12 protein-coding genes are annotated in these 13,170 nt (G+C 35.8%); 2 read left to right on the top strand and 10 right to left on the bottom strand.

Annotated elements, in window-relative coordinates; genetic code table 11:
- The first annotated feature begins 83 nt into the window (after positions 1-83).
- Positions 84-1,148 (top strand): AI-2E family transporter, encoded by a 1,065-nt coding sequence (locus tag IR213_RS03670; RefSeq protein ID WP_194310957.1) that lies wholly within the window; start codon positions 84-86, stop codon positions 1,146-1,148.
- Positions 1,149-1,186: 38 nt separating this feature from the next.
- On the opposite strand, the gene IR213_RS03665 is transcribed toward IR213_RS03670, so the two are convergent.
- The 10 genes from IR213_RS03665 to menD all read right to left on the bottom strand — a co-directional run bounded on the left by IR213_RS03665 (position 1,187) and on the right by menD (position 12,469).
- On the bottom strand, positions 1,187-2,089 hold the full coding sequence (locus IR213_RS03665; RefSeq protein WP_194310956.1) for a S66 peptidase family protein: 903 nt from the start codon (positions 2,087-2,089) through the stop codon (positions 1,187-1,189).
- Positions 2,090-2,189: 100 nt separating this feature from the next.
- The gene (locus IR213_RS03660) at positions 2,190-3,236 is read right to left on the bottom strand and encodes an o-succinylbenzoate synthase (protein WP_194310955.1); all 1,047 of its coding nucleotides are present in this window, start codon (positions 3,234-3,236) and stop codon (positions 2,190-2,192) included.
- A 26-nt stretch (positions 3,237-3,262) separates the two neighbouring features.
- The gene (locus IR213_RS03655; protein WP_194310954.1) at positions 3,263-4,471 is read right to left on the bottom strand and encodes a tetratricopeptide repeat protein; all 1,209 of its coding nucleotides are present in this window, start codon (positions 4,469-4,471) and stop codon (positions 3,263-3,265) included.
- Between the two features lie 118 nt (positions 4,472-4,589).
- Positions 4,590-5,267 carry a metal-dependent hydrolase gene (locus IR213_RS03650; RefSeq protein WP_194310953.1) on the bottom strand — a complete coding sequence of 226 codons (678 nt, stop codon included), beginning with the start codon at positions 5,265-5,267 and terminating at the stop codon, positions 4,590-4,592.
- Between the two features lie 23 nt (positions 5,268-5,290).
- A complete protein-coding gene (menA, locus tag IR213_RS03645) occupies positions 5,291-6,241 on the bottom strand; it encodes a 1,4-dihydroxy-2-naphthoate octaprenyltransferase (protein ID WP_194310952.1) in 951 nt (316 codons plus the stop codon).
- A 75-nt stretch (positions 6,242-6,316) separates the two neighbouring features.
- Positions 6,317-7,147 (bottom strand): 1,4-dihydroxy-2-naphthoyl-CoA synthase, encoded by an 831-nt coding sequence (locus tag IR213_RS03640; RefSeq protein ID WP_194311026.1) that lies wholly within the window; start codon positions 7,145-7,147, stop codon positions 6,317-6,319.
- A 14-nt stretch (positions 7,148-7,161) separates the two neighbouring features.
- Entirely contained in the window at positions 7,162-8,013 is an 852-nt protein-coding gene (locus IR213_RS03635; RefSeq protein WP_194310951.1) for a CvfB family protein, read from the bottom strand.
- 299 nt (positions 8,014-8,312) lie between these two features.
- Positions 8,313-9,350, bottom strand: coding sequence for a cytochrome d ubiquinol oxidase subunit II (cydB, locus tag IR213_RS03630; protein ID WP_194310950.1), 1,038 nt, complete (start codon positions 9,348-9,350; stop codon positions 8,313-8,315).
- A 9-nt stretch (positions 9,351-9,359) separates the two neighbouring features.
- On the bottom strand, positions 9,360-10,712 hold the full coding sequence (locus tag IR213_RS03625) for a cytochrome ubiquinol oxidase subunit I (RefSeq protein WP_194310949.1): 1,353 nt from the start codon (positions 10,710-10,712) through the stop codon (positions 9,360-9,362).
- A gap of 95 nt (positions 10,713-10,807) precedes the next feature.
- Positions 10,808-12,469 (bottom strand): 2-succinyl-5-enolpyruvyl-6-hydroxy-3-cyclohexene-1-carboxylic-acid synthase, encoded by a 1,662-nt coding sequence (menD, locus tag IR213_RS03620; RefSeq protein WP_194310948.1) that lies wholly within the window; start codon positions 12,467-12,469, stop codon positions 10,808-10,810.
- 141 nt (positions 12,470-12,610) lie between these two features.
- On the opposite strand from menD, the gene IR213_RS03615 reads away from it, so the two are divergent.
- A complete protein-coding gene (locus IR213_RS03615; RefSeq protein WP_194310947.1) occupies positions 12,611-13,108 on the top strand; it encodes a GNAT family N-acetyltransferase in 498 nt (165 codons plus the stop codon).
- Positions 13,109-13,170 lie beyond the last annotated feature (62 nt).

The raw sequence follows: 13,170 nt of genomic DNA, 5'->3' as shown, positions 1-13,170 counted from the left end.
TAAAGCAATGGCAAATAAAGTTAAGTAATTAAGAAGAATTAACGTCTATTACAAAAGTATAAAGTCATAAATTCTGAATTATTATGATACCAATTACATCAAACAAGAAGTTTTCGGCACTTGAAATTCTTCAATATACGGTATTAATTTCGGTTTTGCTTTATTTTGGCAAAACGTTATTCATTCCGCTGAGTTTTTCAATGCTCATTAGTTTTATTCTTTATCCAGTATGCAAGTGGATGGAGAAAAAAAGAATCAATAAAGGCATCGCCATATTCATATCCATTTTTGGAGTATTTCTCTTTTTTGGAGCAGTGGTTTATTTACTTTTTACACAAATAGTGGAGTTTTCAAATGAATGGCAAATATTCAGGGTAAAACTATTGGAAACTGCGAACCAACTGAGTGGTTTTATTGCTGAGCGATTTGATGTAAGTTCTGAAAAACAAATGGATTTTATAAATAATGTAATCAGCAACTCCGGAACACAAGCTATTTCGTTGCTCAAAATAACTATATATTCTCTTTCGGAATCCTTTTTTTACCTTCTGATAATCCCAGTTTATTCCATACTCATTCTTTATTATCGTCATTTATTGGTCAATGTGCTTTATCATATTTTCCCTTCAGAGAAGAAAGAAATCATTCGGGAAATCCTTCTAGAAACTATTCACGCTTATTATAACTTTATCAAAGGAATGCTTTTGGTCTATTTAATAGTTGGAATTCTAAACAGCGTTGGGTTGGCCATTATTGGCATTCCACATTCGTTTTTGTTTGGATTTATTGCTTCCATCCTAACTTTTATTCCTTATGTAGGAATAATAATTTCGTCACTTTTACCAATTACCGTTTCTTGGATTACGTTTAATTCCATTTGGTATCCAATAGGCGTTATCTTGGTTTTTAGCATTGTTCAGATTCTGGAAGCTTATGTTATTTTTCCTTTTGCAGTAGGAAGCCGTTTAAAAATAAACACGCTTATTATTATTTTGGTTGTAATTCTTGGCGGGATGATTTGGGGAGCAGCCGGAATGATTTTGTTTATACCATTTGTTAGTATTGCAAAATTAATAGCTGAAAGAACCGAAGGTTTAAAGACATTGTCTATGCTGTTAGGAGACGGAGACTCGAGCGATAGCAAATAGACGGAGTAAATTAAGAAAAATTAATCTTGGAACGAAAATTAATAGCTAATTTTTGATTCAGTGTCATTCACTTCTATATTGATTTCTTTACCAAAAATTAGAGTTCGATTATCTCTGACGTGTCCCGCTGGAAAATCAAATAGTACAGGAAAATGATATTCTTTTACCGTATTTAGAATAATTTCACGATGTGTTCCTCCAAATAAAGTGTCTTTTTTCACGTCATAATTAAAATCACCTACAATTAGTCCATTAAGATTTTTTAGTGCACCAGTTCTTTTTAAAGTGTGCATCATTCGATCCACACGATACAAATCCTCGCCAACATCTTCAATAAACAGGATTTTACCATAAGTATTGACTTCAGAATTACTTCCAATCATCGAATTGATTATTGATAAATTCCCGCCAATTAAGATTCCTGAAGTGCTTCCCTTTTTATTTAAAGGATTTGTCGGAATTTCGAATCCATAACTATAGCCAAATAATGCTTTATAAAGCGTTTGTTGCGTTTCATCCGAAGCATTTTTAATTCCTCCAGGCATTGTAGCGTGAATGCTGGCAAAACCAAGATTGTGAATAGTTGTGTGCAAAGTAGTAATATCAGAAAAACCGACAACCCATTTTGGATTCTTTTCGAAAGCAGTAAAATCAATTTGGTCAATGATACGAATGGTTCCATAACCGCCTCTGGAACACCAAATAGCCTTTATAATTGTATTATTGAGAGCCAATTGCAAATCGCTTTGACGTTCTTCATCCGTTCCTGCAAAATGATTGTGTTTTTTAAATACATTTTCTCCCACGATTACTTCCAGTCCCCAACTTTTGGCTAAGGCAATACCCGGAGCAATCTCAGTAGCATCAGATACAAATCCAGCCGGAGCAACAATCATAATCGTATCACCTTTTTTTAAATAAGGAGGTTTTTTGTACTTCATTGTTTTTGGGTTATTCTGATCCTGACGAAGTACCATATTGTGTTTCATAGATTGATGATGGATTTACATTGCACAAAAAAACAATATTTAAACTTTAAAATTATAAAAAATCTTGAAAAGTAAACTTCCAATCATTTTCTTTTTTGTACCATAATTGACCTTCAGAAACTGCCAAAGGACAATCAAAATTATTAGTGTATAATGCTCCAGTCCCAAGACCTTGTGGCATCAAATTATCTTGCAAAAATGTCCATTGTGCAATCGCATTTAAACCAATATTTGACTCCAAGGCTGATGTAATCCACCAACCTATATGATATTTTTCGGCTAATAAAATCCACTCTTTTGACCCTCGAAAACCACCTATAAAACTAGGTTTTAAAATGATGTATTGCGGCTTGATTTTTTGCAATAAAGCTTCTTTTTCTTCCAATAAAAACACGCCAATCAGCTCTTCGTCCAAGGCAATGGGAATTGGAGTAATTTTACATAGCTCTGACATACTGTCAGTATTATTTTTTTGTATTGGTTGTTCAATACTATGTAATTTAAAACCAGATAGTTGAGTAATTTTATCTAAAGCCAAAGTTTTATCAAAAGCACCATTGGCATCCACCCTTATTTCAACTTGTTCCGGTGTAAAATGTTGCCGAATATAGCTCAATAATTGCAGTTCCTTATCGAAATCTATAGCTCCAATTTTGAGTTTGACACAACGGAAACCGTCCGCCAATTTTTCCTCGATTTGTTGCTTCATAAACGACTCCTCGCCCATCCAAACCAAACCGTTTATCGGGATGCTTTTTTCACCATTGGTAAACTGCGATGGAAACAACAAAAAAGGGTTATCACTTGCCAATGACCGGAACGCCATTTCAACTCCAAATTGAATCGAAGGAAACTCAATTAACGCTTCCCAAAGTTGGTTTTCGTCAAGATGAATATTAGCGCAAGTCCATTGTAATTTTTCTTCATAATCTGGTCTGTCGTCAATACTCAAACCACGAAGAATTCCGCACTCCCCTATTCCTTTTTTACCGTCCTTTTCAAGAATAATAAACCAGGTTTCTTTCTCAGTCATAACACCACGAGAAGTTCCTGATGGTCGTTTAAAGTTGAGAATGTATTTGTGGTAGGTTGCTTTCAAAATAGAATTTAGGCTTTCTGGTTTATTTAATTTTCAAACAATCTCAAAACCCGGTCAAAATCACCACTTGGTAATCCTACTTTTTTGAAGGTTTCAAAGTCCAGTTTTACTTTTTGAGTCCAGCTCAAACTATTGTTCACATTCTGGAATTGGTATTTTTTATAAATAGATTTAGCTGATTTGAAATCTTTATTAAACAAATAGGCATGCGCCAGATTCATTTGTATCAGCAATTCAGAACTATCAAGTATCTCGCCTTCTTTCAGAAATTTAATGGCTTTTCCGTATTGTTTGGTCATAATATAAGCATAGCCAAGAGTATTATAATCAGCGGCATTTGCCTGACCATTGACTACAATGACTAGTGTTTTATCAATTGCACTGCCATATTGCCCTTGTATAACCAAGTCCCTTGATTGGTTACGCAAATCCAAATAAATCGTGTTAGAAGCGCCCGTTTCTTTTAAACAAGCATTTTCAAAGTCTTTGTAAGCTTTTGATTTTTCGATGGAAAGCAGTTTCTGAAATTCCTGAAACTTGTATTCTTTTTGCACTTTATCGAGTACGCAAACACAAAAGTCATCTGAGTCGCGTAGTGATTTTGCTGTTTCAGAAGCTTTACATTGATTAATAATCAATTTTCGGTTTTCTAAAGTCCATCCCCTGCTAAGTCTTTTATTCACCCAAGGCACCACTTCCAGAATAATTTTTTGTTTCATTATCCAATTCTTGCTTTCGAAACCAAACCACATTGCGTTAGAATTAGGAAGGATGCATAAAGACCTATCGATCGATAATCCCTTGGCGTCTTTGTTGACAGGAACGTTTTGAATATAACAAGCTTTTGCAGTTTCTCCGCTTTTTTTATATTCAGAAGCCAAAGCATCATTATTAAAAATGGCATATTTGCATTTGTCATCTCCTGAAATTTTAGACAGAAGAAAAACGGCTCCAGCCGAACCCTGACTGATTCCTGTTGGGTCAGGAATGGATTTTAATACTGAAACCAAGCTATTGGCCATCTGTTGATTTTCATCAAGAAGCGTGATTCTATAAACCACTTCGGTAGTTCCTGTTGGCAAATCTTCGGTCTTTATTACGATTCTGTCTCTTGCCGAAACGATGATTTCTTTTGTGGTAGCTCTTTCTTTGTCCCAATAACCGTCTTGTTGTGCGAAAACAGATTCGAACGAAATGCCAATTAATAGCACCAAAAATAATTTTCTACTATTCATATTTTTATATATTGATTGCCCTAGCCCGGATAAAAGTGGAAATCCCACGCTGTCATTGCGAGGTACGAAGCAATCTGGCGTGGATTGAAACGGATAGCCGGAAGTAGCTCCTAAAAAACTACAATTCAATGCTTTCGCCAATTTCCAATAGCATTAAATCTTTTCCTTTATCGAAAAATTTACGAATGGATTCTTCGTGATTGATTTTAATATAGCCAAAAGTATCATAGTGAACGCCCAGTATTTTATCGCATTCCACAAAATCTGAAGCAATTATGGCATCATCAATGTCCATCGTAAAATTGTTTCCTATTGGGAGAATCGCCAAATCAAGTTTGGTTCGCATCGGAATGAGCTTCATGTCCATCGTAAGTGCCGTATCGCCAGTAATATAGATATTTTTATGCTCGCTTTCGATGACAAAACCACCAGGATTGCCACCATAACTGCCATCTGGAAAAGAACTGGAGTGAACTGCATTTACATATTTCACCTTTCCGAAGTCAAATTTCCAGCTACCCCCATGATTCATTGGATGGTATTTAAATCCTTTTTCTCCAAAATGGGACGCCACTTCGTAATTAGAAACGACAACTGCATTCGTTTTCCCGGCAATATATTCGACATCGAGAATATGATCGCTGTGAGCGTGTGTCAAAAGAATATAATCGGCTTTTAATTCATTGATATTAATATGCGATGCATTTGGATTTGCTGAAATATATGGGTCAACCAAAATATGTTTTCCGCCAACTTCAATTCCCAATGAGGCATGACCGTAAAATGTTATTTTCATTTTAAATAAATTTAAAGATTCATTTAATAATTATTGACAAACAAATCCGAAAGAAAAAAAATCATACACAACGCCAATAAAATTGAAAGTGCAAAAGTACTGAGTGCTAATTTTTTTAATTCAGGATCTAAAGCCTTTGTTTCCTTGTTTTTATAAACTCTAATTAAATGTTTGGCTAAAGGCATATAAGCCAATAAAAACAGGTATTGATCCCAATGAAAATTATTAATAATTGCAAAAACCAAAACTAAAACCATTGCAGAAACGATGAGAAAATAGTGGTATTTTTTTGCTTTTGCAGCGCCAATTTTCACAACAACAGTATTCTTATTCGACTTTCTGTCCGAGGCTTCATCCCGCATATTATTTAGATTCAAAACCCCAACACTCAATAATCCGATAGCGGTTGCCGGTAAAAAAAGATCGAAATTCAACTGTTTGGAATATAAAAAATTCACTCCCAAAGTACTCACCAAACCAAAAAATACAAACACAAATAAGTCGCCATAACCACGATATCCATAAGCAGTGTTACCCACAGTATATCGAATCGCTGATACAATTGCTAAAATACCCAACACTAAATAAAATAAGGAATAGCCCCAATTTGTTTCCTTAAATGCAAAATAAATCAATAATATGGCAGAAAATAACGTTAGTACAGAAGTAATAATTATGGCGCGTTTCATAGCTTCAGGAGAAATTACACCGCTTTGAATAGCACGTTTTGGCCCTACTCTGTCGGCATTATCGGTTCCTTTTATTCCGTCTCCAAAATCATTGGCAAAATTAGACAGGATTTGTAAACCAAGTGTGGTCAGAATAGCAAAGCTAAATATTCTCCAGTTGAAAACTTCTGTTGGAGTTAAAACGCTATCCGTTGGATACGCCAAAGCATACATGCTTCCCACTATTATTCCGGAAACTGATAATGGCAAGGTTCTTAATCTTGCGGCTTGAATCCAATGTTTCATTATTTTTGTTTAATTGATTATTTGGTTAATTCATTAATCGGTTAAACAGTTAACCAATTAAGCGTTTAACCTTTGTTAAGGTAACCATTTTTTTTCAAAATTTGGCTTCCTTTTTTCGAGGAAAGCATTTCTGCCTTCTTTTGCTTCTTCAGTCATATAAGCTAATCGAGTGGCTTCACCTGCAAAAACTTGTTGTCCCACCATTCCGTCATCAGTTAAATTCATTGCGAATTTCAACATTTTGATAGAAGTTGGCGATTTTTGTAATATTTCCTGAGCCCATTCAAAAGCAGTATCTTCTAACTCAGCATGAGGAATCACAGCATTGACCATTCCCATATCCAGGGCGTCTTGAGCGGAATAATTTCTTCCCAGAAAGAAAATTTCGCGTGCTTTTTTCTGCCCTACCATTTTGGCCAAATAAGCCGAACCATACCCACCGTCAAAACTGGTCACATCAGCATCAGTTTGCTTAAAAATAGCATGTTCTTTACTCGCTAAAGTCAAATCACAAACTACATGTAAACTGTGTCCTCCACCTACAGCCCATCCTGGAACTACAGCTATGACAACCTTTGGCATAAAACGAATAAGACGTTGTACTTCGAGAATATTCAAACGATGCTGACCATCATCTCCCACATAACCTTGGTGACCACGCGCATTTTGATCTCCGCCAGAACAGAAGGAATAAATTCCATCTTTAGACGAAGGTCCTTCGGCTGAAAGCAAAACTACTCCTATAGAAGTGTCTTCCTGAGCATCATAAAAAGCCTGATACAATTCTGATGTAGTTTTGGGACGAAAAGCATTCCGAACCTCAGGCCTGTTGAATGCTATTCTGGCAACGCCATCGCATTTTTTATAGGTTATGTCTTCGTATTCTTTTGCGGTTTTCCAATCAATCATTTTTTCTAAATTTATTTTACTAAATATATTCCGTCTTCTTTAATCTCAATTAGCTTTTCTTTATACAAAGCACCAATGGCTTTCTTGAAGGTTTTCTTGCTCATTTTCAATACTGTTTTAATGTCTTCCGGATGGGAATTATCCGTCAAACGCAAGAAACCACGACTGGCTCGTAATTCGTCCAATATTTTGTCTGCATTGGGTTCTATGCTTTGATAACCTTGTATTTGAAGAGCAACATCAATTTTATTGTCGGGACGAATGGTTTTGATGTAACCTCTCAATCGGTCGCCGGTTCGAATGGCATCATCATAAACCTCATCTTTATACAACAAGCCTTTGTGTTGCTCGTTGATGATAACGTTGATTCCCAATTCGGTGATGTGGGAAACGATTAGGTCAACTTCTTCGCCTTTTTCGACCGTTAAATTATCATTCTTTAAAAACTGATTTGTTTTGCTGGAAGCCACCAAACGATTCGTTTTTTCGTCCATATAAAGGTAAACCAAATAGCGTTTCCCTTTTTCCATTGGGCGTGCTTGTTCTTTGAACGGAACCAAAATATCTTTTTCCATTCCCCAGTCCATAAAAGCCCCTATTTGATTGATATAATTCACACGCAAAAGTGCAAATTCATTCAATAAAATATAAGGTTCCAGTGTTGTGGCAACCGGGCGTTCTTCGTGGTCTAAATAGACAAAAACGATGATTTCCTCCCCTATTTCCCATTCGTTGGGAACGTATTTATTGGGTAACAGGATATCATGAATTCCTTCGGGGTCTTCAGTTGGATTTCCTAAAAACAATCCGACTTTAGTATCACGTAATATGGTAAGTGTATTGTATTTTCCTATTTGAATCATTATTTCTTATGTTTTCTAAAGTGCAAAGGTACGAAGATTATGAGGAAGTTTATTGCCCTAGTTATGGCATTGATTATTAAAAAAAATTAACTATGAATTACACAAATTATCACGAATTACTTCACTCTTTCATAAAACATCAGCAAAGGCAATCATTTTGAAAAATTATTAACTCGCATCAGGGACATATGGCGTACTGAAAAAACAGGATTAGACCAAACACGTTATAAAAATCTATTGGTTTGTTTCAAGCATATTAGAACCAAAAAAACCCCAACATTATTCCATCCCAAAAAAACCTAATAACTAGTATCGTCCAATGTTACTTTTCCGTTAAAGGTTCTGTACAAAAAGAAAAAATAGGTTGCCAATAGCGGTGCTCCAATTATTACAATGTTCAGCATAATCCCCAATGATTTTTGTGAAGATGCCGCATTATAAATCGTTACGCTATATTTGGGATCGATAGTGGAAATTAAAAGTGTTGGGTACAATTGTAAAGCTACGAGAATCAGCAAAAAAGACATTGTCAAAGACGAGAACACTAAAGCCATCATATATTGCTTTTTGGAAACCAACCGAGGCACATTGGCCACAGCCAAAAAAGACAATACCGGAACCACGAAATAGACCGGATTTTCCCTGAAATTGGCTGTTACTTCGGGAATAAAAACCAAGGTATAAAGTGTTGTAATTCCGAAACTGATTATAAAAAATATCATTCCATTTTTTAGTAAAAAAGTCAATCGAGCATGGAGTCTACCTTCTGTTTTTAACAGCAGAAAAATGGCTCCTTGAGTCATGAAAATGGAAAGTGTAGTAAACCCAACCATAATGGCGTAAGGATTAAGGAATGAAAAAAAGATTCCTCCATGATACGTAAAATTAGGCCCCAAGGCAAAACCTTGCAATATGTTTCCCAAAACGACACCCAACAAAAAGGAAATCATAATACACGAAACACTATAAATAATATCCCAACTGGATCGCCACCAAGTCATTTCTTCGGCACTTCTGAATTTTATTGCCAAGGCACGGAGCACATTGAACATTAAAAACAAAATAAACGGAATATACATCGCTGACAACATTGTGGCATACATCACCGGAAATCCTGCAAATAATGCGCCACCTCCAATGACCAACCAAACCTGATTAGCATCCCAAACCGGGCCAATGGCATTGATGGCAATTCTACGGCTCAAGTCTTTTCTGAAAAACAAATGCCAGGCTCCAGCTCCAAAATCAAAGCCTTCTAAAATTGCATAACCCGAAAATAATAATCCGATTACTAAATACCACAAGGTTGGATAATCTATTCCTAAAAAAGTTTCCATAAGCCTAGATTATAAAAAATTTACATTTGATGCCTTTTCTAATTCATCAAACAGACCGTGTTTTATTTTTTTATTCACTGAGTACAAAAACAACACCAACAAGAGCGAATAAACTACAGTAAACAAAACCAGTGAAAACACGATTTGATTGGAACTAACTTCTTGAGAAAATGCTTTACTAGTTCGTAATAGTCCATAAACTACCCAAGGTTGTCTTCCCATTTCGGCAGTAAACCAGCCGACCTGATTCGCGATTTGAGGTAAAATCACCGAGAAGGAAAAAATCCACATGAGCCATTTGGTTTCAAATAATTTTCCGCGCCACCAAAGAAAACTGGCGTAAAGCGTCAACCCAATTAATGCCATTCCGATAGCAACCATAATATGATAAAACTGAAAAACGGCATTAATTTGACTAGGCCTGTCCTCGACTGGAAAGTCATTCAACCCTTTTATAGGCGCTTGAAAATCTTGATGCACTAAGAACGATAGTCCACCTGTAACACCTATTCCGGTAACGGTTTGTTTTTTTTTATCCACCCAGCCCAAGAGATATAAATCGGCTGGCGAATCTTTCTTAAAATGTCCTTCCATAGTGGCCAGTTTTGCCGGCTGATTTACTGCAACTCCATCGGCGGAACTATGTCCCGAAAGCAATTGAGTGAGTGAAAAAATGGTAGCTACGACCAAAGTAATTTTGAATGCTTTCTTAGATATTTCGACGTAACGTCCTTTTCTGATGTAATAAGCGTGCACACTCAACACCAAGAAAGTTCCCGCCAAAATAGCCCCTTGCCAAGTGTGAATAATTCGATCGATGCTCGAAGGATTAAAGACCATAGCCCAAAAATCGGTTACTTCGGCACGAGCGTTTAATCCAGTACCGACAATATGATAGCCTGCGGGGGTTTGTTGCCAAGAATTAGCCACCACAATCCAAACTGCAGAAAACATTGAACCCAGAAATACGCCCAAAGTAGATACAAAATGCACCCAAGGTTTTACTCGATTCCATCCAAAAAGGAGTATTCCCAGAAAAGTGCTTTCTAAACCAAAAGCAAACAATCCCTCGGCTGCCAATGCGCTTCCGAAAATATCTCCAACATAACGGGAATATACCGCCCAATTAGTTCCAAATTCAAATTCCATTATAATTCCGGTGGCAACACCAATTCCAAAAGTCAATGCAAATATCTTAATCCAAAACCGGGTCAGAATTTCGTAATCCTTGTTTCCTGTTTTGATGTAAAGTCCTTCAAAAATGACCATTATCAACCCAATCCCGATGCTTAAAGGCGGATAAATATAATGGAAGGCAATCGTGAAAGCAAACTGAATCCGAGCCAATATTTCAACATTCATAATCGATTAATTTTACAACAAATTTAGTTAACAAAAATAACAATGAAATTGGAACATTTGTTAAATAACTATTAATTAAAAATTTTAAAAAAAGGTTACGATAACTGCTGGAAATACTGCAACAAAATTTTGTTGTTTTCTCTGGTTGGTGTAAAAATTTCCAAAATACCCGGTTTATCGTTATGTGCATAAAAAGCCTTCAAGTTTTTAGTTAAACTCGCTTCGTCACTGGCAATTTTATATTCAAAACCATACATTTTTGCCAATGGTTCAGCAGTTAAGCAATGCGAAGTTTCGAAAAATTTATTAAAAACCGGTGTTTCTTCGTGACCAGGCAAAATTCTAAAGATTCCGCCTCCTCCATTATTGATTAGAATAATCTTGAAATTCTTTGGAGTATATTCGTTCCACAAAGCATTACTGTCATACAGAAAACCAATATCGCCAGTGATTAAAACCGTCTGTTTTTTATTGGCAACAGCCGCACCAATTGCTGTTGATGTACTGCCATCGATTCCGCTGGTTCCTCTGTTGCAAAACACCTGAATCGAAGGGTTTATATCGAATAATTGAGTATATCTAATCGCCGAACTGTTTCCTAAATGCAACATACAATCCTCAGGCAAGGAAGGAAGAACTTCTCCAAAAACCTTGAAATCCGAAAATGGAATTTTGTCAAAATATTCGCGATGCCTTGATTTTCTTAAAGTTACAATTTTCTCAAAAGTAGAGCGATAATTGCTTCGAATAGGAATGGTAAAATGCAAAAATTGATTGAAAAAAAGATTAGGTTTCACCTTAAAATGTTTCGTCAAACCACCAAAAGTATCATAACCTCTCAATTGGTCAATGTGCCAATGATGCTTTGGTTTGTATTCTCGCAAAAAGGCTTTAATTCTTTTAGAAACCACCATTCCTCCAAAAGTAATCAGAATATCCGGCTGAAAATTCTTGAAATCTTTCTTCGAAAAAGGGGTAATAATCGTGTCGATGTTATTCAAAAATAATGGATGATGAAGATTCGAAGTAGTTTCGGTCATTACGACAATCGAATCATCATTAGCCAATAAATCTATGATTTTAGCATCGATTTCATTAGGTCTGTTTTCTCCAACCAATATCAATTTCTTTTTTGAAGCATTCCAAATATTGGTATATTCAATAATATCATCTATAGATATTTTCTTTTTTTCTCTGGGAAAAGCTGAGATGGTAACATCGACATCTAATTTGGAAACCGTTTGATACAAAGGTTCCTCAAAAGGCGCATTGATGTGAACCGGGCCTTTTTTGGCGAAAGCCTTATTGATGGCGTGATTTATTTTCAAATCATTTTCAACAGAAACTTCTTCGATTAAATTGGCATTATAAAGCGAATGATTTTTAAATACATTTTCCTGACGAATAGTTTGTCCGTCGCCAATATCAATTTTACTTTGGGGTCTGTCAGCAGAGATTACAATTAGCGGAATCTGACTATAAAACGCTTCTGCAAAAGCCGGATAATAATTCAATAATGCCGATCCCGATGTGCAAACCACAGCAACGGGTTTCTGGGTTTGTTGGGCAATTCCCAGTGCAAAAAAACCCGCACAACGCTCATCAGCAATACTGTAACAATTGAATTCAGGATTGTTTACAAAACCTATGGTCAACGGGGCATTACGGGAACCGGGAGAAATTACGATGTTTTTTATTCCCTTGTCAAGGCAAATTTGGATGATGCTTTGCGCTAAAGGTATTTTGGGATAAATCATTAGATTTTAGTTTAAAGTTTTAAGGTCTAGAAGTTTCGAAATTGTTGAAAACTTCAATATAAGCAAAGTTACAAACTTGCTAATCGGATTCATTCAATTTGAACAACTTTTTCTTACTTTTGAAGAGAAATATTTTAAAGAATGGAAATCCAAATTAGACCTTACCAAACTGAAGATACCCAAGCTATTTTGGACATCATCAATCATAACATTTTATATTCGACAGCTTTGTATGATTACAATATTAGAAGCTATGAACAGCAACTCGCTATATTAAAGGAAAAAATAAGTAAAAAATTTCCCGTAATTGTTGCTGAATTGGATGGCCAAGTGTTAGGTTTTGGTATGTACAGCGAGTTTCGATTTCGGGAAGCGTATAAATTTACGGTAGAACATTCCGTTTACGTAAACGAAAATTTTTATGGCAAAGGCATTGGAAAATTATTGCTTCAAGAATTAATTTTTTTAGCCCGAAAGCAAAAACTTCATACTATGATTGCCGTTATCGATTCGGAAAATCAAAGCAGTGTGGAATTTCATGAGAAGTTTGGTTTTAAAACTGTGGGAATCATCAAGGAGTCGGGTTATAAATTTGACCGTTGGCTGGATTCGGTTTTTATGCAATTGATTTTGGAGTAAAATTAAATGTTGCTAAAAAACATAATCTTTTTAAGTAAACCTTAACTTCTAAAAGTAACCTA

It is taken from the genome of Flavobacterium soyangense, from assembly GCF_015277675.1.
GTDB lineage: Bacteria > Bacteroidota > Bacteroidia > Flavobacteriales > Flavobacteriaceae > Flavobacterium > Flavobacterium soyangense.
This window is presented reverse-complemented; position numbering and strand designations above follow the sequence as displayed.